Genomic DNA, 21,219 nt, shown 5'->3' with positions numbered 1-21,219 from the left:
GCCTCATCCGGCCTGGGCAGTAAGCAGCCGCCGCACCACCGTCTCGGTGCTGGCGCGCCAGTCGGCTGTGGTCAGCTTGAAGGTTGTTTGCGCCTTCGCGCAGGAAAGCCGCGAATTGCGTGGACGCCGGGCCTTGGCCGGATAGTCGGTGGATGCGATATCGATGACTTCCGCGAACGGACCCCCATTGGCCTTGCTTGCGTCGAAGACATGGCGGGCGAAACCGGCCCAATTGGTCTCGCCTGCACCGGCATAGTGGTAGATGCCGGGCGGTGCCTCGCGCGCTTGCCGCGCGATCGTCAGGATGGCACGGGCGACGTCCAACGCCGACGTCGGGTTGCCCCATTGGTCGCAGACCACGCTTACCCGGTCGCGCGTTGGGGCCAAGGCCAGCATCGTCTTGACGAAATTGGTCCCGAACGGACTGTAGACCCAGCTTGTGCGCAGGATGATGTGGCGCGGGTTGGCGCGCGCGACGGCTTTTTCTCCCGCGAGCTTACTCTGACCGTAGACCGTGCGCGGTCCGGTCGCACATGTCTCCGTATAGGGTTCGCCGCCGTCTCCCGAAAAGACGTAGTCGGTCGACAGATGGATGATCGGCACGCCTAAAGCTCGCGCTGCGGCGGCTACTGCGGCTGGCCCTTGCGCGTTGATCGCGTAGACCAGTTCCGGCTCGTCCTCGGCCTTGTCCACGGCGGTATAGGCAGCGGCCGAAACCACGACATCGGGCCGCACTTCGGTTATCGAACCGAGGATGGTGGCGCTGTCGGCAAGGTCGAACTGCGGCCGGCCGACGGCGACCAGCCCGATATCCGGCCATTGCGCGGCCGCTTCGGCCAGGCTCGTGGCCACTTGCCCCGTCCGGCCTGTGACGAGAACCTTCACTGTGCCGCCACCAGCGTGCCGAGGCGTTCGCCGCGATAGGCGCCGCTGCGGATGGGCGCCCACCACCACTCATTCTCCAGATACCAGTCTACCGTGCGGGCAAGGCCTGCTTCGAAACTTTCGGCGGGGTTCCAGCCAAGCTCGCGCTCGATCTTGGATATGTCCATCGCATAACGCCGGTCGTGACCGGGGCGGTCGGTGACGAAAACAATGAGGTCGCGATGGCGCGCGCCGTTCGCGCGCTGCCGGCGGCGGTCGAGGATTTCGCAGACGGTTTCGACGACTTCAAGGTTGGTGCGTTCGGCCCGCCCGCCAATGTTGTAGCTCTCGCCGACGCGGCCGCATCGGCCCACCTCGACCAGCGCGCGCACATGGTCCTCGACATGCAGCCAGTCGCGGACATTGCTGCCATGGCCATAGATCGGCAGCGGCTTGTCTTCGATCGCGTTGAGGATGGTCAGCGGAATGAGTTTTTCGGGGAAATGGAACGGGCCGTAATTGTTCGAACAGTTGGTCAGCAGCACCGGCAGCCCGAATGTCTGGTGCCAGGCGCGCACCAGATGGTCGGATGCAGCCTTGGATGCTGAATAAGGCGAGGACGGCGCGTAAGGGGTTTCCTCGCTGAACAGGCCGGCGTCGAGCGGCAGGTCGCCGAACACCTCGTCGGTGGAGATATGTTGGAAACGGAAGGCACGCGCCGCCTCGGCGTCCAGGCATCGCCAGTAGCCGAGCACCGCTTTCAGGAGATGGAAGGTGCCGACGATGTTGGTTTCGACAAAGGCGCCAGGCCCGTCGATCGAACGGTCGACATGGGTCTCGGCGGCCAGATGCATCACCCGGTCGATCTTCTCTTCGCGCAGCAGTGCGCCGACCAATGCCTCATTGGCGATGTCGCCGCGCACGAACCGGTAGTTGGGCGCGGCCTCGACCGCGCGCAACGAGGCCAGGTTGCCGGCATAGGTCAGCTTGTCGAGATTGATGACCCGGTTGCGCGGGTCTGCAGCGAGATGCCGGCAAAGAGCCGATCCTATGAAGCCGGCACCGCCGGTTACCAGTATGTTCATGGCCGCAGCCTCGTCATGACGGTTCGAGCATCTTCATTTGCGCCAGCCCGGGGGCGCGGCGGTCCTTCTCCGAAAGGACGAACCGGGTCGCCATCTTCGGCCAGGAGATACCGATGTCGGGATCGTCGAAGCGGATCGATCGGTCGTGCGCGGGCGAATAGTGGTCCGTCGTCTTGTAGATGACCTCGGTATCGGGCTCGAGCGTCAGGAAACCGTGGGCAAATCCCCTGGGGATGAAGATCTGGTTCCACTCCCGCGCCGAAACCTCGATGCCGAACCATTTCGCGAAGGTCGCCGACCCCGGCCGGATATCGACCGCCACGTCGAAGATCGCGCCACGCGCCACCCGCACCAGCTTGTCCTGTTCGCGCGGAGGAGCCTGATAGTGAAGTCCGCGCAGCGTTCCCTTCGCCACCGACAGGGAATGGTTGTCCTGCACGAAGGCGAGCGAAAGGCCTGCCTCGCGAAACCGCTCGGAACTCCACGTCTCGGAAAAGAAGCCGCGCTCGTCGCTGATCCTGTGCGGTCGTATCTCCAACAGGCCGGCAAGTCCGAGCGGTGTAACGGTGAAGGTCATGCGGCTACCTCCGACACGCAGCTGCGCAGATAGGCGGCGTAGGCCGTGTTGCCGAGTTCGTTGGCACGGGCGAGAACCCGGCATGGTTCGAGCCAGCCCTTTTCCAGCGCGATTTCCTCCGGACAGGCGATCAGAACGCCTTGCCGTCGTTCTATGGTGCGCACGAAGGACGATGCGTCATGCAGGCTGTCGCAGGTTCCGGTGTCGAGCCATGCGTAGCCACGGCCGAGCCTGCACACATGCAGTGCATCGCGTTCGAGATAGGTGTTGTTGACCGAGGTGATCTCGAGTTCGCCTCGCGCCGAAGGCCGCACCGACGCTGCGATGTCCACGACGGCATTGTCGTAGAAGTAGAGCCCGGTGACGGCCCAGTTGGATTTCGGTCTTGCCGGTTTTTCCTCGATGCCGGTAGCCTTGCCGGTGCTGCTGTCGAAATCGACCACGCCATAGCGTTCCGGTTCGTCGACATGATAGGCGAAGACAGTGGCCCCGCTTTCGCGGGCCGCAGCGTTGCGCAGCACGTCGGACAGCCCGTGCCCGAAGAAGATGTTGTCGCCCAGGATCATGGCGACGCTGCCGTCGCCGATGAAATCACGTCCCAGGATGAAGGCCTCGGCAAGTCCGTTGGGATGCGCCTGCTCGACATAGGAAAGCGACAGGCCGAATGTCGACCCATCGCCGAGCAAAGCCTTGAAACTCGGCAGGTCGCGTTCGGTGGAGATGATGAGGATTTCGCGTATCCCCGCCAGCATCAGCACGCTCAGCGGGTAATACACCATCGGCTTGTCGTAGACGGGCAGGATCTGTTTCGAGATGGCGATCGTCAGCGGATAAAGCCGCGTGCCGTTGCCTCCTGCCAGGATGATCCCCTTCATGGCGCCCAATGTGTTGGCCCCTATGCTGCGGCTCGGTCTTGCCGGTGACTGTTTCCGAACCGCTGAACTCGGTTCATTGGCTGGCCTCGGTGGCGCTGGTCTTCTCCGGCACGGCATCGTTCGATGCGTCCGACAGGCCGGCCGGCACGGGTGCTTTTGGCAGGTGCACCTCGACCACGTCGCTTGGCATCAGCAATGTCGATTCCGCCGCATCGAAGACATTTTCCGATCCCTGATCGTGTCTCTTGATCGTGTAGGTGACTTGGCCGGCATCGCCGGCGGGGGGCGGCCTGTTCTTCTGGGCAAGCTGGTCGAGCAGAAGCCTCTGCGACGTGTCGCGCTTCAGCTTCAACTGGTCGAGATTGGCCTGCTCGCTCTGCATCTCCGACGCCACGTCCGTTTTTTGCTTGTCATGCAGGCCCTCGAGACTGCGTGTCGCCTCGGTGATGTTCTGCCGGGCCCGCATGATGGCCGTCACCTGGTCGAGGCGCTGCCCGCGATAATCCGCCAGCGCGCGTTCGAGGTCCGACTGCCGCGACGCAATAGCCAGGCCCTTGTCGACAAGCGTCTTGACGTTGTTGAGCTCCCTTTCGGCGGCGGCAATGCCGAGGTCTGCTGACTTGTTCTTTTCTTCGAGCACGTTGATTTCCGCCGTGAAAAGCTCGCGCAGGTCGGACAGCGACTTGGTCTGCCGGTCGAGCTCGTTGGCACGGGCCGCGAAGATGATTTTTTCCTGGCCGTAGACCTGCGCCGCAAGGGCGCTGTCGACGCCGGCATGCATTGCCGGAAAGTCGATCGTCGTCGCGCCTATCGTCTCCGCCTGCAATCTGGCGATGCGCGCCTCCGAGCGCAGCATTTCGACCTGGATTCCTTGCAGGGTCCCGACGAGCTGAATCTCGTTCTTCGAGGCGTCGGGGCTGGGTTGCACCTGCCCGCCACCCAGCGCCACAGCCTGCAGCACGGTCAGCCCGGTGCGGAATTTGTATTCTCCCGGCTTGTTGACGCCGCCAACCACGTAGATCGGGGGAAACTCGACCACCTCCACGGTGGTGTCCGGTTTGTTGACCAGGCCGGTCTTCTTCTGGATGCGGTCGGCAACTTCATCGGCCAGCGCGGCATTGTCCAGGTCTTGGACCGGGATCGTCCCGACCACGGGCAGGGTGATGGTTCCGGCGTCGGACACAACGAACTCGCCGCCAAGCGCGGTCCAGTTCTCGTAGACGCCTTTGACCGGCATCCATTGCAGCACCGTGACACGAAGTCGGGTCTGCGGCGGCAGTGGGGTGCCATCGGCAAGGGCCGATGTGGGCAATGCCGCGGCAGAGCAGGCAAGCAGGGCGATTGCCAATCCGCCGCGAAGGCGTGTGCCGAGCCTCCGGCGAAAACCATCCGCCGTGTTTGGTGAACTGTGCCGCCGATGCGCGTTAGGTTTCATGCGTACGAACCAAGCCATGTTTTGCCGAACAAAAGCGTACTCAGCTTGCATCGGCGGCAGTCTGTTTCGGATCGACAAGCAATCCGTCCGGCAATGTGCCAGAACGTCCAAAACTGACTAGGCTCTCGTCGGGAGAGGGCGGCTCATCCTTAAGGTTGTGCGGCCGGCGCCTCGTCCTCCAAACAGATTGCAACGGGCGCTGCCGACGAGCGCGGGGCATCAAAGCCGGCGGTGCTAATCCATTTGGGTGTGTGGAAACTTGCCCTGGCCCTGACCGCGCCAAATGGATGGTTACAGCCTATCCTATTGGGTTGTGCCGATTGTCGCCGGATCGATTTATGCTTTGCTCTGCCGCTTTCCGGATTGGCGGTGCGTAGCTTGTACTGAAAACCCGCCAACAAGATCGGGTGTGAAACGTGGAAACACAGGGCTTGGCGTTGACCAACGGGGCCGACAACGCGGAGAGAATGCTGGAAGCGCGGCGGATGCTTCTTTTGGTGACAGCGCCAGGGGTGGTTTCTCCCAGCCTGGTCTTTGCGCTCGAACGGGAGTTTCCCGAACTGGTTGTCGCCTGGATGGATCGGATCGATGTAGCTTGCGAGGAGTTCATCCACCCGGTTGCATTGATCCTGGTCGATTGCGAGCGTTTGCAGGAGTTCGAGAAGATCTCCGCCGACATCCTCCGCCGACATCCGTTTGCCCTGGTGGCGATGATCGAGCCGGATGCTCGAAACTCAGTCTACGACCTCCCGCAGATCGTCGGGTCCCAGCTGGTCAGGGGCGTCCTGCCGATGAATTTGAGGCTCGACATCTGGCTGTCCATCGTGCGGCTGATGTTGCGCGGCGGCGAATATTTTCCAGCCAGCCTGCTTCAGTCCCAGGTCAGGAAAGCCGACGCCGAACCGCCGACGATGGCTCATCCCGGCAACATGATGCGCATAACCGACCTCTCCCCGCGCGAGATGCAGGTGCTGGAACTCGTTTCGCGCGGACTGCAGAACAAGCAGATCGCGGCCGAGGTCCGCCTCTCGGAAAATACGGTCAAGATCCACCTCCACAACATCATCCGCAAGCTTGGCACCCACAACCGCACCGAGGCGGCCGCCCGCTTCCGTGATCACGAAACGCTTCTGCGCGCCCGGGCAAACGACGATCACGGCGGCGGCCGATAGCTCAACATCCGGGGACGAGTTTCCAGGCACCGCGCCTAAGCCCGAAAGCGGTGCATGACGCGGACAGCGCGCCAGCTGCAAGCATCTGACATTATCGAACTGGTATCTCCAGATTGCGCATTTCTGGTGCTTTTTCTGGACTGCTGTCGATGTTTTCTTTCCGCCCGTCACAGAGAGACAAAGAGGGACGAGCGAGATGAGACTGACAGGCGGCCAGATCGTGGCGAGAGCACTGAAGGAATACGGCGTCGACTATGTCGCCGGCGTGCCCGGTCATGGCATCTGGTCGCTGTTCGACGCCTTTCTCGCCGAAGGCTCGCAAATCCCTTTCATCCAGGTCATGCACGAGCAGAGTGCCGTCCATATGGCCGATGGCTATTTCCGCGCCAGTGGCAAGCCGATGGCCTGCTCCACCTCGATCGGGCCGGGCGCCACCAACACCATCATCGGGCTCGCCACCTGCTACACGGATTCCATCCCGGCCTTTTATGTGTCGGGCGGCCCGGCAACCCATATGAAGGGCCACGGCGTCATGCAGGAACTGGAACGCCAGCAGGAAAACGCCTTTCCGCGCATCACCGAACAGGTGACCAAACGCGCCTATAAGGCCGGCCGCGTCGACGAATTGCCGTTCATCATGCACCGCGCCTTCAACACCATGCTGTCGGGGCGTCCTGGCCCGGTCCATGTCGAAGTGCCGATGGATATCCAGACCGAAGCCGCCGATGTCACCATCCATCCATTGGCCAAGCGCATGGCGGTCGGCGTCGCTTATCCCGACCCGGTCGCCGTCGAGCGAGCGGCTGCGTTGCTGCTGTCGGCCGAACGGCCGGTCATTCTGGCCGGCGGCGGTGCCATCAGCGCCAATGCCTCGCTGGCCCTCACTGCGCTCGCCGAAAAAATCGGCGCGGCGGTCTCCACAACCTGGAACGGCAAGGGCGCGATTTCTGAAGACCATCCGCTGTCGATCGGCGCCATCGGCCAGACCGGCACCTCCTGTGGCAACAAGATCACCGCCAGTGCCGATGTCGTCATGTCGGTGGGCTGCCGCTTCACCGACTGGTCGGCGTCGAGCTACCGCAAGGGCGCCTCGATCTCGATCCCTCCGGGCAAGCTGATCCATATCGATCTTGATCACCACGAGATCGGCAAGAACTACGCCACCGAGGTCGGCATCGTCGCCGATGCTCGAGCCACGCTGGAGGCCATACTGGCGGCGATATCCGATCAGCAGGCGGCGAAGGCGATGAACCGCCGCGAGCGCTATCTCGGCGACATCCATGCCGCCAAGGTCGAGTGGGAGGAAATGTTGGCACCGCGCCGCGATTCCCACGAAAGTCCGTTCACCTCGCAGCGCCCGCTCGGCGCGCTGCGCAACGTCATGGCGCGCGACGGCATCATCCTCGCCGGCTCCGGCAACACGCAAGGCGCGGTCAAGCAGACCTTCCCGGTCTATGAGCCGCGCACTCACCTGACCTCGGGCTCCTTCTCGCCGATGGGCTGGGCGGTGCCGGCAGCCCTCGGCGCCAAACTCGCCATGCCGGACAGGCAGGTGGTCGCGGTCGTCGGCGATGGCGATTTCATGATGTCGCTGCCTGAAATGGGCACAGCCGTCATGAACGACATCCCGGCCGTCTTCCTCGTCCAGAACAACCGTGGCTACATGTCGATCCGCGGCGGTCAGCGCAAATTCATGGGCCGCCACGTCGCCAGCGAATTCAACCATCACAAGGGCAATGGCGAGCCTTACACGGCCAACATCTCCGAAGTGGCGAAAAACTTCGGCATGCAGGCCTGGAAGGTCGAGGAATCCGACCAGCTCGAAAAGACGCTGAGGGCGGCGCTCGATTGCGGCGCGCCGGCGCTGGTCGAGGTGACGACCTCTCGCGATGCTGCTGGTCCTTTCGTCACCGGCTGGTGGGATTTCCCGTCGCCCGAATATTACGGCAAGGAACAGGAAGCCTACGCCGAAGGCCGTGCGCTGGAACAGCACATGTAAGTGTGTGCGGTCGCAATGCAGCGGCCACCGACATCCCGATGAACCAACCGGCGCCGCGGCCTTACCGTGGCGGCCGGTCTGCCTGTGATCCGGAAAGGCCAATCCCATGATACGACACTTGAAGGCATCGCGGCTCACAGGCGAGGCTGCTCAGGCGGCGGCCTTGACCAAAGCCGTCGAGGCTCTGTTGGCCGAGGTCGAAAAGGGCGGCGATCAGGCCGTGCGTGCGCTGTCGGTCAAGTTCGACGGCCTAGACCGCAAGTCCTACCGGCTGACGGACGCGGAGATCAAACGCTGCGTCGACGGCCTCACCAGCCGCCAGCGCACCGATATCGAGTTCGCGCAGGTGCAGGTCCGCAATTTCGCCCAGGCTCAGAAGGATGCGCTACGCGACATCGAGGTCGAAACGCTTCCGGGCGTCGTGCTCGGCCACAAGAACATCCCCATCGCCAATGTCGGCTGTTATGTGCCCGGCGGCAAATATCCGTTACTCGCTTCCGCGCACATGTCGGTGCTCACCGCCAAGGTCGCCGGCTGCGAGCGCGTCATCACCTGCGCACCGCCATTCCAGGGCGAGATTGCACCGCTGATCGTCGCCGCCCAGCATCTGGCCGGCGCAGACGAGATTTATTGCCTCGGCGGAGTGCAGGCGATCGCTGCGATGGCCTTTGGCACCGAAACGATTGCGCCGGTCGACATGCTGGCCGGTCCCGGCAATGCTTATGTCGCCGAAGCCAAGCGCCTGCTGTTCGGCCGCGTCGGCATTGATCTCTTCGCCGGCCCGACCGAAACGCTGGTCATTGCGGACGGCACGGTCGATGGCGAACTCTGCGCCACCGATCTGCTCGGCCAGGCGGAACATGGTATCAACTCGCCCGCTGTCCTGCTGACCAACTCGGAAAAACTCGCCCGGGACACACTTGCGGAAATCGAGCGCCTGCTGAAAATCCTGCCGACCGCCGAGATCGCGTGCAAGGCATGGGACGATTACGGCGAGGTGATCGTCTGCGACACGGTGGACGAGATGGTCAAGGAAGCCGACCGCATCGCCTCCGAACATGTGCAGGTGATGACCGCCGAACCCGACTATTTCCTGCACAAGATGAAAAACTACGGCGCTTTGTTCCTCGGCGCGCGCACGACGGTTGCCTATGGCGACAAGGTGATCGGCACCAATCACACGCTGCCCACAAAAAAGGCCGCGCGCTACACCGGCGGCCTGTGGGTCGGCAAGTTCCTCAAGACCTGCACCTACCAGCGCATATTGACCGACGAGGCCTCTGCCGTGATCGGTGAACATTGCTCGCGCCTCTGCATCATGGAAGGGTTTGTCGGCCACGCCGAACAGGCCAACATTCGTGTCCGGCGTTACGGCGGGAAGAATGTTCCCTATGGCGTCGCTGTCGAATAGGAATGGCAGCCTTGGGATTTTGAGGGGCACGATGCTGACTGGGTACACCGACCGCCTGAGTGTCCGTCCGGGCGAAACGCTGTCCTTCATGGTCAGCACGGATGCTCCGGTGTTCAAGGCCGAGATCGTGCGCCTGCTGCATGGCGATGCCGATCCGCGCGGGCCGGGTCGCCGCGAAGTGCCGATCGAAAGCCCCGCAAATGGCGAATATCCCGGCATGGAACAGCCGCTGTTTCCCGGCTCCTGTGTCGTCGTGCCGGACCACGCCGATCTGCGACTGACCGACGACTTCACCCTGTTTGCCTGGATTTATCCGACGCGCCCCGGCCACGGCGAACAGGTCATCCTGTCCAAGGAAGGAGAAGACGAAACCGGTTATGCGCTCGGCCTCACTGACACCGGCAGGCTGTTTCTGCGCCTCGGCCCCTCACGGATCGAAGGCGAGGAACCTGTCGCCGAGCGCCGCTGGCACTGGATCGCCGCGCGCTATGATGCCGCTAGCGGGTCGGCCCGGCTGTCGGCCGGATTGCATCCGCGCGACCTGTCGATCGCCGGCGAGCCCGGAGCGGCAGGCCATTTGCCACGCGCCGCCGGTTCGGATACCGCACTTCTGATTGCCGCGTCGATGGCAGGCGGGCGTCCCGGCCTGTTCTTCAACGGCAAGATCGCCGATCCCTGCATCTTCGGAAAATGCCTGGGCGATGCCGAGCTTGCCGGGTTCGTGTCGGCTGCGGATTTTTCGGCTTTGCCGCAGCCCTTGATCGCGGCCTGGGATTTCAACGTCGGAAGCGATGGCACCGAGGTTCGTGACATTGGCGGGCGCGGACTGCACGGCACCACCCATCAATCGCCGGTCCGCCTCATGACCGGTCCGCATTGGAGCGGCGAAAACGACGATCCCATGGCCGACCCTCGCGGTTATTCGGCCATCCATTTCCATGAGGATTCGCTGTCCGACGCGAACTGGAGCGAGAGTTTTGCCTTTGCCGTGCCCAGCGATCTGCCGAGCGGTGTCTACACGGCGCGGCTGAAGGCGGGCGGCGAGACCGACGATCTTCCTTTCCTCGTCTGTCCGCGCAATGGGCAAGCGACGGCGCCGCTGGCACTGCTGGTGCCGACCTTCACCTATGTCGCCTATGGCAACGAGATGTGGAGAGATTATGGGCTGAACTGCGCCTATGACCGCTATGTCGACGGCGCAGGCGTGCCGTTCGCCTCGCTGCGCCACCCAATCAAGACGTTTCGACCGGGTCGAGGACTGCTGAAATCAGTAGCCGGCGAACATTTCGGCCGTCATCTGTGCGCCGACCTATATGCCGTCGATTGGCTCGACGCCATTGACCAACCGGTCGACATCATCACCGACCACGACCTTCACCGCGAAGGCGAGGCACTGCTGAAGCCTTACAAGGCAGTCATGACCGGCTCGCATCCCGAATATGTGTCGGGGCGGATGCTGGATGCGTTCGAAACCTATCTCGGCGCCGGCGGCAGCCTCGCTTATCTCGGTGGCAACGGGTTTTACAGCGTCACCTCGTTGTCGGAAGACGGCAACACCATCGAGGTGCGCCGGCCCAATGGCACGCGGCCCTGGATCTCCAATCCCGGCGAGGCACGGCACGCGCTGACCGGCGAGATCGGTGGTCTGTGGCGGTCTCGCGGCCGCGCGCCCCAGCGCCTTGTCGGTGTCGGCTTCACCGCCCAGGGCTGGACCTCGCATGACGTCTGCGGCCTGCCGCGCCCGTACCGACAGGTGGCCGACCGAAAGCATCCGTTGGCGGCGGCCTTGCTCGCAAATATCGTCGAAGACGAAATGATCGGCGATTTCCAGACCTTGGGCCTTGGCGTCGGAGCTGCCGGCGATGAGGTCGACCGCGCCGACCCGGTGCTTGGAACGCCCGCGCATGCGTTGGTTCTGGCCACGGCAACGGGCTTCTCGGCGGATTATCAGCTGGTGATCGACGAGCGCCGCGACATCAATGAGGCTTCGACGCTTCCGGACAACCCGCTGGTGCGGTCCGACATCGTCTGTTTCGAAACCGCGCAAGGCGGTCTCGTCTTCTCGGTCGGCTCCATGCAGTGGTTCAGTGCCCTTTCGCACAATGGCTACGACAACACCGTAGCGACAATGACGCGGAATGTGCTGAAGCGGATGCTGCGCGCCGCCTAACCCGTCCGCTAATCCAGATGCTGGCGGATGGCCTGGTTGAGCTTTTGCAGCGCGCGCGGGATCTGTTTTTCCTCGGTCGCCGCATAGCCGATCATCAACCCCTGTTCGGCTTTGCCGTGAATGTAATGCGCCGACAAAGGGGTGGTGTTGACGCCGGCCTTCAGCGCGCTCTGGGCGATCGCGACGTCGTCCGCTTCACGCCGGAACCGCCAGGTGGTTTGCAGGCCGTTGCCTTCGTCGAGCTGTTCCATGACATCGCCGAACAATGCCTCGGCTTGCGCCACCAGCAACGCCCGCTTCACTGCGTAAAGCCGCTTCATGCGCCGTGTGTGTCGCGCGAAATCGCCGTTGCGGATAAAATCCGCTAGCGCCGCCTGCGTTACCAGCGGGGCAGCTGTCCCCATCAGGAAATTCGCCTTGCGCACCGGCCGCACTACGGCGCCCGGGAAGATGATGAAGCCCAGGCGCAAATCCGGCAGCATGGTCTTGGCGAAGGAGCCGACATAGATCGTGCGATGGTCGACGTCCTGTGACTGGAGCGTCGGCACACGACTGCCGCTGAACCGGAACTCGCTGTCGAAATCGTCCTCGATCACCCAGGCGCCAGTCTCGGCCGCCAGTTGCAGTATGCGCAGCCGTTGCTCGATCCGCATCGTCGAGCCGAGCGGAAACTGGCAGGACGGGGTGAGGTAGATCAGCTTCGGTCGCACCGTGGCGATTGTCTTCAGGTCCCAGTTGCGTCCGTCGACCGCAAGGGGTTCGATGCGCGCGCCGGCCGCCACGAAGGCGCCATGCGCGCCCGTATAGCCCGGTTCCTCGATCATCACCGGGTCGCCGGCGTCGATCAAAAGATGCGCCAGCAGCTGGAACGCGCTCTGCGCACCGGCGGTCACCATGATCTGGTCGGGCAGGCACTTCACCCCGCGCGAGGATTGCATGTATTGCGCGATCACCTCGCGAAGTCCCTGATGGCCCCCATAGCTGTGATAGCCGAAGGTCTCGCCGGCGGCATGGCGTGTATGCTTCGACATCAGGCGGCGCCAGATGGTGAAGGGAAAGCTGAGTGCGTCGGGCAGACCCGGTTGCAGGGTATAGCTGCCCGGAAACCCGGTTTCGTGGCGCAGCGTCACCAGCGTCTGGCCGCGTTGCGAGAGATTATCCTGAAGTGTCGGCAGCCGCTCGACGTCGCGGCCTTGGTCGAGGAAAGGCAGCGGCAGCACCCTGGCGCGCGCGCCCTTGCGTGTCTCGATATAACCCTCTGCCTCCAGTTGCTCGAAGGCGGCGATGGTAGTGGTGCGCGACAGGCTGAGATCGGCGGCCAGCGCGCGCGTCGACGGCAGGCGGGCACCGTCCTTCAGGATGCCGGAAACGATCTGGTCGCGGATCTGCCGGTACAGCTGCTGGAAGATCGGCACCGCGTCCAGCGGATCGATTACCGTCGAGTCGATGGCGATGTCGCGGATCGGTTCGCTCAAACTGGTATCCCCATTTTGTACATTTCTGGCGATTTTGGCCCATTCAGTAGTCTCCTATCGTTGTGGCCTCAAGACCAAAGTCAAGCTGGAAGCCCGTCGGTTCATGAACACGCAAATGCTGAGAAATTCCGCTCACGACGCCGAGGCGAGCGCCAGGCACCTGATCTTCCCGCTGGTGCCGCGCGAGGATATGGATGCCCATGGCCCGAGCATCCTGATGTCGGGCAGCGGTGTCCGTGTCACCGACCAGCACGGCACCACGCTGCTCGACATGATGAGCGCCACGACACGTGCCGGCTCGCTGGGCTACGGCAACCGCGAAATCGCTCAGGCGATGTACGACCAGGCGGTCACTATGCATTATTCCGGCGCCGGGCGTAACACAAACGCCGCTGCCGCCGAGCTGGCGCGGAAGCTGGCCGAAATCACGCCCGGCCGGCTGAACCGGGTGACCTTCACCTCCGGCGGCTCGGAGGCGACGGAAACCGCGCTGAAGATCGCCAAGCAGTATCTTCAGCAGAGCGGCAGGAAGCCGCGTGCCTTCAAGGTCATCTCGCGCTGGAGCGCCTATCATGGCGCGACCATGGGTGCCTTGTCCTGCACCGACTGGCTGGCGGTGCGCGACGTGCCGGATCCGCGCGTGCCGGGCCATTCCTTCGTTGCCAATCCGATGCGTTACCGCAATCCCTACGGGCTGGACGAAGAGACCTATTCCGACATCTGCATTGCCCATCTCGAACGCCAGATCCTGCTCGAGGACCCCGAACTGGTCGCTGCCTTCATCGGCGAGCCGTTCCAGCAGGCCAATGGCGTGCAGATCCCGATGCCGAGCTACTGGAAAAAGGTCCGCGCGCTTTGCGATAAATACGGCATCGTGCTGATCATGGACGAAGTCATCACCGGCTTCGGTCGCGCTGGCACCTGGTTCGCCACCGAACAGCTCGGCATCGAGCCCGATATCCTCAACATGGCCAAGTCGATGGGCGCCGGTTACGCCCCGATCGGTGCCGTCGTCACTCGCGACGAAATCGCCGAAGGCATCAGCCATTTCCGCCACGTCCACACCTATAGCGGCCACGCCATCTGCTGCGCGGCCTCGCTAAAGGTGATCGAGATCATGGAGCGTGAAAAGCTGGTCGAGAATTCGGATGTGCTCGGTCGTGAATGGCAGCAGGGCATGAAGGACGCTTTCGGCGATCACCCGATCGTCGGCGACATTCGCGGCCGCGGCTTCTGGCAGGCCGTCGACTTCACAGCGGACAAGGCAAGCCGCGCCGCTTTCACCGACGACACCGTCGTGGCGATCGCCCGGCGCGCGCGGGAACTCGGCGTCATCGTCGGTCCCATCGGCACCGCCATCGAGATCGCGCCGGCGCTCATAGCCACACGTGATGATCTGGCACTTTGCACGCGTCTTCTCCGCCAAGCCATTTCCGAGGTGGCTCTGGAGCGCGGTCTCGGTCGGGTGTAGTGGCGACCTGGCATCGAGCGGGACAAGGACGGGAGGCTAACATCGTGGACGACGGAGGGCTGTATCGGATCGCGGAAATGTCGCCGGCCGGGGCTCGTGTCAGCGGGGCAGGCGCTGTCCTGCTTGGTATCGATCACGTCGACAAGCGTTTCGGTTTCGGCGCGGGCCAGATCGCCGCGCTGGACGATGCCACCTTTGAAATCCGTGACAATGAGTTCTTCACCTTGCTCGGCCCCTCCGGCTGCGGAAAGACCACGCTGTTGCGCATCATTGCCGGCTTCGAGCATCCGACCTCGGGGCGGGTGCTGCTCGACGGTCGCGATATTGGCCACGAGCCGCCGTTCAAGCGGCCGGTCAACACCATGTTCCAGAGCTATGCGCTCTTCCCGCATCTGAACGTGCGCCAGAACATCGCCTATGGGCTCGAAATGCTCCGCTGGAAACCGGCGGACATCAAACGCCGCGTCGACGAGGTGCTCGAACTGGTGCAGATGCCGGCCTTTGCCGACCGCCGCACCACGCAGATGTCGGGTGGCCAGCAGCAGCGTATCGCGCTGGCTCGCGCACTGGCGCCGCGTCCGCGGGTGCTGCTCCTCGACGAACCGCTGTCGGCGCTCGACCTCAAGCTGCGCAAGGCGATGCAGGGCGAATTGAAGCGGCTGCAGAAGGAAACCTCGCTCACCTTCGTCATGGTCACCCACGACCAGGAGGAGGCGCTGGCCCTGTCGGACCGCATCGCGGTGATGAACAAGGGCAAGGTGCTGCAGGTGGCCGCGCCCGCCGAAATCTACGCGCGTCCCTCGACCTGTTTTGTCGCCGATTTCATTGGCGAGGCGAACCTCATCCCGTCCGGTCTTGTCGGTCGGCCCGAGGGCAGGACCATCTCGATCCGCCCGGAGCAGATTTCGGTCGATCCAAGACCCGCCGCCGGACATCGCGGCATCGCCGCCACAGTCACCGGTGTGACCTTTCTTGGCGCGGATACGCTGATCGAGGCGCGCTGCACGGGTGACATTTCCATCCGCGCACGCCTGCGCGGCGCCGTCTCGGGTATTTCGGTCGGCGAGCGGGCCGAATTTTCCTGGGATCGGGCAAACGAATGGATGCTCGACGCATGAACGACCGGCTGGCCACGATCCTTTTGCGTTCCCCGGTCCTGGTGACCATGGTGCTGTTCATGCTGGCCCCAATGGGGCTGGCGGTGGTCTATTCCTTCATGACCAACGGCGCCTATGGCGGCGTGACCATGCCGTTCACCGCGCAGGCCTATCGGCAGTTGCTGTTCCAGGAAGATTTCGACGGCAATCTCGTCTTCTCTACCGGATATCTCGCCATTCTCTGGCGTTCCGTGCTTCTGGCCGCGCTGACCGTGGCCATCAGCCTCGCCATCGGCTTGCCGTTGGCCTGGCACATGGCGTGCAGCGCGCCGGCAAAGCGCGCCCGGCTTCTGTTGCTCATCACCTTGCCGTTCTGGATCAACACCCTGATCCGCACCTATTGCTGGGTGCTGATCCTGCGCGACGAGGGCCTCTTGAACAATGGTCTGCGCCGCATCGGCCTGGTCGAGGGTCACGTCCAGTTCCTCTACAACGACGTCGCGATTCTTCTGGGCATGGTCTACACCTATCTGCCCTTCATGGTGCTGCCCATCTACGCCGTGCTCGAGCGGCTCAACGGCGACGTTATCGAGGCCTCGCACGATCTTTATGCCGGGCGCTGGAGCACCTTCCGCCGCGTCGTATGGCCGCTGGCGAAGCCAGGCGCGGTAGCCGGCAGCCTGCTGGTCTTTGCGCCGGCGCTGGGCAGCTTCCTTGCACCGGACCTGCTCGGCGGCGGCCGCCGCCTGATGATCGGCAGCCTGATCCAGCTGCAATTCAGCAGTTCGCGCAACTGGTCCTTCGGCGCGGCACTCGCCACCGTCGTCTCGGTGGCCATCCTGGCGGCGCTGTTCCTGGTCGTGCGCAAGACCGTCAACAAGGTGCCCGCACGATGAGCGCCAAGCCCTTCGACTGGAAGACGACGCCAGGGCTGAGCTCGCTCACCTGGATCGTCTATCTTTTCCTCTATGCGCCGCTTCTGGTCATCGTCATCTACAGCTTCAATGTCGGCCGCCAGGCGACGATCTGGGAAGGCTTCAGCTTCGACTGGTATGTCCGGGTGTTCCAGAACCGCGACATCGGCGTTGCCCTGTCGAACAGCCTGATCGTCGCCGTCGCCTCGATGATCCTCTCGACATTGCTCGCCGTCACCGCCGCGCTCAGCCTGCGACAGGCGAGGATGGGGGCCGGCGCCAAGATTACGCTCGGCCTGATCCTGATGCCGCTGGTGGTACCGGAGATCATGGTGGCGGTGGCGACGCTGGTCTTCTTTTCCGGCATCGGCCTGAAGCTCGGCCTCGGCAACCTCATCATCGCCCACACCGTGTTCTGCGTGCCCTTCGCCTACTTGCCGATCCAGGCGCGGCTGGCCGATATGGGCTCCGCGGTGGAGGATGCTGCCCGCGACCTCTATTCCGACGAATGGCAGGTCTTTCGACGCGTCACCTTGCCGTTGCTTTTGCCGGCGATCCTTTCCGGCGCGATGCTTGCCTTTGCCTCCTCGCTCGACGACTTCCTCATCAGCATGCTGCTGGCGGATGCCGGCCAAACCACTCTGCCCGTCTACATCTACGGAATGCTCCGCCTCGGTGTGTCGCCAGAGGTCAACGCGGTCTCGACGCTGCTTCTGGTGTCGTCCGTGGTGATCGTCCTCATCGCCTTGCGCCTGCAAGGCATGAGCAAAAACAAATAGCCATCAGAAACAGACAGGGGAAAACCATGCTTCGAACATTGAAACTCGTCCTGGCCGCCGGCATCGCCGCCTTTGCAGGTGTCGCCCACGCCGCCGACACGCTGCATATCTACAACTGGAACGGCTACATCTCGCAGGCGATGCTGACCAAGTTCACCGCCGAAACCGGCGTCGCCGTCGCGCTCGACACCTACGACAACAACGAGACTTTGCTTTCGAAGCTGCGCAGCGGTTCCGCCGGCTACGACATCGCGATCGCCTCGACCGATTTCATTCCGATCATGAAGTCGGAGCGGATGATCCAGCCGGTGAACATTTCCGAGCTGCCGAACTACGACCATCTCGACGGGCAGTGGAAGAAATCCGCCTGGGATCCGGGCAACGTCTATTCGATCCCATATTTCTGGGGCGTCACCTCCTATGCCGTCGATACCACAATCTACAAGGGACCAACCGACAGCCTGTCGTTGCTTTTCAATCCGCCTGCGGAATTGCAGGGCAAGATCGGCATGTTCTCCTCGCCGACTGAGGTGATCGCGCTGGCGATGCGCAGTCTGGACATCGAGCCTTGCACCACCGATCCCGAAAAGCTCAAGGCAGTGGACGCGCTGCTGCAGGCACAGAAACCGTTCGTGAAAATCTATGACTCGTCGGGCGTCATGGGGCGCCTGGTTTCCGGCGAAACAGCCATTTCGCAGGTCGCCAATGGCGAAGCGCTGACCGCCAGGCAGCAGAAGCCGTCGCTGAAATTCGTCTTCGCCAAGGAAGGCGGCGTCGCCTGGATCGACAATGTCGTGGTGCCGGCTTCTGCAGCCAGGCCCGACCTTGCCAAGAAATTCATCTCCTTCCTGATGGACCCCGCCAACGCGGCCCTGCAGCAGAAGGATGTCGGCTACCCGACTGGCGTCAACGGCACCGAGCCGATGCTGCCGAAGGAGATCGCCACGGCGCCCGAGGTTCAGGTTCCCGCCGACTACAAGAAGGTGGTCAGCCCGGTCTGCTCTGCAGAGGCCACCAAGAAATACGACCTGATCTGGACGCGCCTGCGCCAGTAGCAGCCCGTCTGCACGAGACAACAAGAAGACGGCCGCGAGGCCGCCAGGCTGAACTTTGTGCTGCCGCTTTCGTCCTTCCCTCGACGTTTGGACGGAAGCGGCTTTCCTTTTTTATGCCGGCACCGGCATCCGTGCAGACAATGGAGACATCGATGTCGAAGACCGTGAACAGCTATCTGATGCCGTTCTCCAACGTGGCGCATCTGCCGCTGGCCGAGAAATTCGAGGCCACGCGCATTGCCGGTTACGATGCGCTTTCCCTGATGCCCTACGAAGTGGATCAGCTTGAGGTCGCCGGTATTTCGCCGAAGGAAGTGCGCCGGCGTGCCGACGATGCGGGCATGCGCATCCTGCGGCTTGATCCGCTGAACACCTGGTCGCGTGTCTGGCTGCCCGACAATATGGACGACGCCTACATTGCTACCGTCGACACCAGGCAGGAGCGGGTGTTCGCGCTCTGCGCCGAACTCGGCTGCCGGTCGATCAGCCTCAACGCGACGTTTCCGCTAGGCTCGATGCCGATGGACGCGATCATCGAGGACTACGCCAAAATATGCGCCGCCTCGGCGCGCTTCGATCTCGACTGTTCGCTGGAATTCATTCCGCTATGGGGCGTGCCGACGCTCGCCATGGCCTGGCAGGTCGTTGAGGGCGCCGGCGCCAAAAACGGCGGGCTGGTCTTTGACACATGGCATTGCGTGCGGGGCAAGTCGAACCTCGCCGACCTGCGCAAGATCCCCGGCGACAAAATCCATTGCGTCCAGCTCAATGACGGCCCGCTCGAACTGCCGGCTGGCGTGACCATCAAGGACGATTGCTACGACCGCAAATTCCCCGGCGACGGTCAGTTCCCCAATGTCGAGATCGTGCGCGTCCTCACCGAGACCGGTGGCCTCAACCAGGTCGGCGCGGAAGTCTTCTCGCCCATGCTGAAAGCCATGAGCGCCAGAGAGGTCGGTGAAATTTCGCGCATGTCGGTGGAAGAGGTGCTGAGACTGGCGCTGAGCTGAGCGATTTGGTCGCGAGAGCCGGCGATCAACCGATCTTCTGGAACAGCCGGTTGCCCGGATCGATCTCTGCCTAGCCGGCTGGTAACCCGAGCTCGACCAGCGTCCGGATGAAACGCTGGCCCGCTTCGAGAAAGACCGGACTGGCGTTTCGCTTCGGCGGCGCGACATTGAGTGCCGTCGAACCGGGTCGCAAAACCATGGCTTTCGCCAGCGCCGCCTTTGCCTCGTCCGTCCGTCCGGAACCCTGCAGCGCGACGGCCAGCACCATATAGGGCCGCCCCGATGCCGGCGTGATGGCGATCGACTTCTGCAGCCACGGCACCGCTTCCTCACTGTGGCCGAGAAGCAGATTGGCCCAGCCTATTCCGAGCAGCCAGGTCCAGCGCGAGACTGCTGGCGTGTCGAAGCGATCCGCCTGTTTGAAGTTTGCCAGCGCGTCATCAAAGCGCCCGAGCTGAATCTGGGTAAGGCCCAGTTGATAGAGCGCCGACCCGTTCCATGGATCGAGGCTCAGCACCTTTGCGCAGGCCACCAGGCTTTCGACGAAATTGTTGGTGGCGGTGAGGAAACGGCAATAGGCTTCCAGCCCCGGCAGGTAGTTGGGCTTGGCCTGCAGCGCACGCTCCAGCCGTGATCTGGCGGCGCTCTCCGCCGCCGTACTCTCGGCGGCGCTGTACCAGTTCATCTGAATCCCGCGTGTCTGCAACGCGGACAGCGTGACCTGCAGGTCGAGATTGTCGGGCGCGTTGGCGAGCGCGCTTTCCAGCATCGTCTGCGCGGCCGTGAAGCGCTCGCGCGTCGTCTGGTTGATCGAGGCGAGCGCCTGCTCGACCACGACCTTTGTGCTGCCTGTCAGTGGGCTGGCCACGCCAGCTCTCGGATAAAGTACGGCGTTGATGCGGACGGCGAGTTCGTGTCCGACGCCGGCGGCGAGCCGGGATTGCTGGAGCGCCAGGTCTGTGTTTTCCGTGTCGACCGCCACAGAGGTGGTCCACTTGACCTCGCCGGTCGCGGCATTGGTCATGCGCGCTTCCAGCGTCCAGCTGTTTGCGCTCCGCTGCAATTCGCCGCTCACCACGAAGTCGGTGTCCGCCGGGCGTGTTGGCGCGTTGGCGAGTGAAGCGGTTGTTACATCCGACCGTGGCGTCACCACGCGGATCGTATCGATCTTGGCAAGGCCGTCGGCAAGGCGGTCCGTGACGTTCGTCGCCATCGATGTCGCTTGCGGGTCGCTGCCTCCATCGACGAAGGGCATCACGGTGATCGTCGGCGTGTTCTCAGGGGCAACGACGCCTGGCGCGAACATCGGCGCGGCGACGGCAAAACCGATGACCGCGCAAAGAACGGCGATGACCGCAGCGACGCGGCTACGCAGGCCGAACGAGAACTGCCGTTTCTTTGCCGGGCCGGCGACTGTAGCTGCAGCGTGGCCACCGGCTTGTTGTGCCAACCCCTCCTGCTCCGAAGCGGACGAAAGCCCGGCAGACGCGGCAAAACTGGCCGGATCGCCCGACACCTCGGCATCGAACAGATAGCCGCGGCCGGAGACGACCTTGATCAGCTGGCGTCCTTCGTCGCCGAGCGCTGTCCTGATTTCGCGAATGCACTGGAACAGGCTGTCTTCGCCGACATGGATGTTCGGCCAGATAGCCTCCATCAGTTCCTGTTTGCTGACGACGCGCCCGGCATTGGCGGCGAACAGGCGCAGCATGTCGAAGGATTTCGGGCGCAGCCGGATTGGCTCGCCGCCAGGCGCGCGGAGTTCGATACGTCGCTGATCAAGCTCAAATCCGGCAAACCGGAGCACCCCAACCCCCACAATCCGGAACC

At 63.3% G+C, this 21,219-nt stretch carries 17 protein-coding genes; 10 read left to right on the top strand and 7 right to left on the bottom strand.

From position 1 onward, the window contains the following. Nucleotides 1-3 precede the first annotated feature (3 nt). The 5 genes from rfbD to AB4136_RS03295 all read right to left on the bottom strand — a co-directional run bounded on the left by rfbD (nt 4) and on the right by AB4136_RS03295 (nt 4,749). Nucleotides 4-885 carry a dTDP-4-dehydrorhamnose reductase gene (rfbD, locus tag AB4136_RS03315; protein WP_024924902.1) on the bottom strand — a complete coding sequence of 294 codons (882 nt, stop codon included), beginning with the start codon at nt 883-885 and terminating at the stop codon, nt 4-6. Next, nucleotides 882-1,949 carry a dTDP-glucose 4,6-dehydratase gene (rfbB, locus tag AB4136_RS03310; RefSeq protein ID WP_024924901.1) on the bottom strand — a complete coding sequence of 356 codons (1,068 nt, stop codon included), beginning with the start codon at nt 1,947-1,949 and terminating at the stop codon, nt 882-884. Before rfbB ends, rfbD begins: the two co-directional genes overlap by 4 nt. 13 nt (nt 1,950-1,962) lie before the next feature. After that, a complete protein-coding gene (gene rfbC, locus AB4136_RS03305; protein WP_024924900.1) occupies nt 1,963-2,526 on the bottom strand; it encodes a dTDP-4-dehydrorhamnose 3,5-epimerase in 564 nt (187 codons plus the stop codon). Continuing rightward, on the bottom strand, nt 2,523-3,401 hold the full coding sequence (gene rfbA / locus AB4136_RS03300; protein ID WP_024924899.1) for a glucose-1-phosphate thymidylyltransferase RfbA: 879 nt from the start codon (nt 3,399-3,401) through the stop codon (nt 2,523-2,525). Before rfbA ends, rfbC begins: the two co-directional genes overlap by 4 nt. A 73-nt stretch (nt 3,402-3,474) precedes the next feature. Continuing rightward, complete coding sequence (locus AB4136_RS03295; RefSeq protein WP_024924898.1) at nt 3,475-4,749, bottom strand: polysaccharide biosynthesis/export family protein; 1,275 nt, start codon at nt 4,747-4,749, stop codon at nt 3,475-3,477. A gap of 518 nt (nt 4,750-5,267) precedes the next feature. On the opposite strand from AB4136_RS03295, the gene AB4136_RS03290 reads away from it, so the two are divergent. From AB4136_RS03290 to AB4136_RS03275, 4 genes are all read left to right on the top strand, one after another. Beyond that, nucleotides 5,268-6,008 (top strand): helix-turn-helix transcriptional regulator, encoded by a 741-nt coding sequence (locus AB4136_RS03290; protein ID WP_024927818.1) that lies wholly within the window; start codon nt 5,268-5,270, stop codon nt 6,006-6,008. Nucleotides 6,009-6,204: 196 nt separating this feature from the next. Then, entirely contained in the window at nt 6,205-8,007 is a 1,803-nt protein-coding gene (locus AB4136_RS03285) for a thiamine pyrophosphate-binding protein (RefSeq protein ID WP_024924896.1), read from the top strand. A 106-nt stretch (nt 8,008-8,113) separates the two neighbouring features. After that, nucleotides 8,114-9,418, top strand: a complete 1,305-nt coding sequence (hisD, locus tag AB4136_RS03280; RefSeq protein WP_137901077.1) for a histidinol dehydrogenase — start codon at nt 8,114-8,116, stop codon at nt 9,416-9,418. Between the two features lie 31 nt (nt 9,419-9,449). Next, the gene (locus tag AB4136_RS03275; RefSeq protein ID WP_024927298.1) at nt 9,450-11,588 is read left to right on the top strand and encodes a N,N-dimethylformamidase beta subunit family domain-containing protein; all 2,139 of its coding nucleotides are present in this window, start codon (nt 9,450-9,452) and stop codon (nt 11,586-11,588) included. A gap of 8 nt (nt 11,589-11,596) precedes the next feature. Here the strand turns inward: AB4136_RS03275 and pdxR are convergent, their stop codons facing one another. Next, a complete protein-coding gene (gene pdxR / locus AB4136_RS03270) occupies nt 11,597-13,063 on the bottom strand; it encodes a MocR-like pyridoxine biosynthesis transcription factor PdxR (protein ID WP_024927052.1) in 1,467 nt (488 codons plus the stop codon). 103 nt (nt 13,064-13,166) lie between these two features. Between pdxR and AB4136_RS03265 the strand changes: the two genes are divergently transcribed. The 6 genes from AB4136_RS03265 to AB4136_RS03240 all read left to right on the top strand — a co-directional run bounded on the left by AB4136_RS03265 (nt 13,167) and on the right by AB4136_RS03240 (nt 19,389). Next, a complete protein-coding gene (locus AB4136_RS03265) occupies nt 13,167-14,534 on the top strand; it encodes an aminotransferase family protein (RefSeq protein ID WP_024927051.1) in 1,368 nt (455 codons plus the stop codon). Nucleotides 14,535-14,611: 77 nt separating this feature from the next. Further along, nucleotides 14,612-15,652, top strand: a complete 1,041-nt coding sequence (locus tag AB4136_RS03260; RefSeq protein WP_051504906.1) for an ABC transporter ATP-binding protein — start codon at nt 14,612-14,614, stop codon at nt 15,650-15,652. Then, nucleotides 15,649-16,527, top strand: a complete 879-nt coding sequence (locus tag AB4136_RS03255) for an ABC transporter permease (RefSeq protein WP_024927049.1) — start codon at nt 15,649-15,651, stop codon at nt 16,525-16,527. Before AB4136_RS03260 ends, AB4136_RS03255 begins: the two co-directional genes overlap by 4 nt. Then, nucleotides 16,524-17,324 carry an ABC transporter permease gene (locus AB4136_RS03250; protein ID WP_024927048.1) on the top strand — a complete coding sequence of 267 codons (801 nt, stop codon included), beginning with the start codon at nt 16,524-16,526 and terminating at the stop codon, nt 17,322-17,324. Before AB4136_RS03255 ends, AB4136_RS03250 begins: the two co-directional genes overlap by 4 nt. 26 nt (nt 17,325-17,350) lie before the next feature. Beyond that, nucleotides 17,351-18,379, top strand: a complete 1,029-nt coding sequence (locus tag AB4136_RS03245; RefSeq protein ID WP_024927047.1) for an extracellular solute-binding protein — start codon at nt 17,351-17,353, stop codon at nt 18,377-18,379. 152 nt (nt 18,380-18,531) lie between these two features. Then, a complete protein-coding gene (locus AB4136_RS03240) occupies nt 18,532-19,389 on the top strand; it encodes a sugar phosphate isomerase/epimerase family protein (protein ID WP_024927046.1) in 858 nt (285 codons plus the stop codon). Nucleotides 19,390-19,459: 70 nt separating this feature from the next. Here the strand turns inward: AB4136_RS03240 and AB4136_RS03235 are convergent, their stop codons facing one another. After that, the gene (locus AB4136_RS03235) at nt 19,460-21,196 is read right to left on the bottom strand and encodes a winged helix-turn-helix domain-containing tetratricopeptide repeat protein (RefSeq protein WP_024927045.1); all 1,737 of its coding nucleotides are present in this window, start codon (nt 21,194-21,196) and stop codon (nt 19,460-19,462) included. Nucleotides 21,197-21,219 lie beyond the last annotated feature (23 nt).

Origin of the sequence: Mesorhizobium sp. 2RAF21 (genome assembly GCF_052115345.1) — a bacterium.
In the GTDB taxonomy this organism is placed as follows: Bacteria; Pseudomonadota; Alphaproteobacteria; order Rhizobiales; family Rhizobiaceae; genus Mesorhizobium; species Mesorhizobium terrae.
This window is presented reverse-complemented; position numbering and strand designations above follow the sequence as displayed.

Bases quoted from the DNA above. Each gene is read 5' to 3' on its own strand.
- rfbB (WP_024924901.1), bottom strand. From the start codon at position 1,949: ATGAACATACTGGTAACCGGCGGTGCCGGCTTCATAGGATCGGCTCTT.
- rfbC (WP_024924900.1), bottom strand. From the start codon at position 2,526: ATGACCTTCACCGTTACACCGCTCGGACTTGCCGGCCTGTTGGAGATA.
- rfbA (WP_024924899.1), bottom strand. From the start codon at position 3,401: ATGAAGGGGATCATCCTGGCAGGAGGCAACGGCACGCGGCTTTATCCG.
- AB4136_RS03285 (WP_024924896.1), top strand. From the start codon at position 6,205: ATGAGACTGACAGGCGGCCAGATCGTGGCGAGAGCACTGAAGGAATAC.
- hisD (WP_137901077.1), top strand. From the start codon at position 8,114: ATGATACGACACTTGAAGGCATCGCGGCTCACAGGCGAGGCTGCTCAG.
- AB4136_RS03275 (WP_024927298.1), top strand. From the start codon at position 9,450: ATGCTGACTGGGTACACCGACCGCCTGAGTGTCCGTCCGGGCGAAACG.
- AB4136_RS03265 (WP_024927051.1), top strand. From the start codon at position 13,167: ATGAACACGCAAATGCTGAGAAATTCCGCTCACGACGCCGAGGCGAGC.
- AB4136_RS03260 (WP_051504906.1), top strand. From the start codon at position 14,612: ATGTCGCCGGCCGGGGCTCGTGTCAGCGGGGCAGGCGCTGTCCTGCTT.
- AB4136_RS03255 (WP_024927049.1), top strand. From the start codon at position 15,649: ATGAACGACCGGCTGGCCACGATCCTTTTGCGTTCCCCGGTCCTGGTG.
- AB4136_RS03250 (WP_024927048.1), top strand. From the start codon at position 16,524: ATGAGCGCCAAGCCCTTCGACTGGAAGACGACGCCAGGGCTGAGCTCG.
- AB4136_RS03245 (WP_024927047.1), top strand. From the start codon at position 17,351: ATGCTTCGAACATTGAAACTCGTCCTGGCCGCCGGCATCGCCGCCTTT.
- AB4136_RS03240 (WP_024927046.1), top strand. From the start codon at position 18,532: ATGTCGAAGACCGTGAACAGCTATCTGATGCCGTTCTCCAACGTGGCG.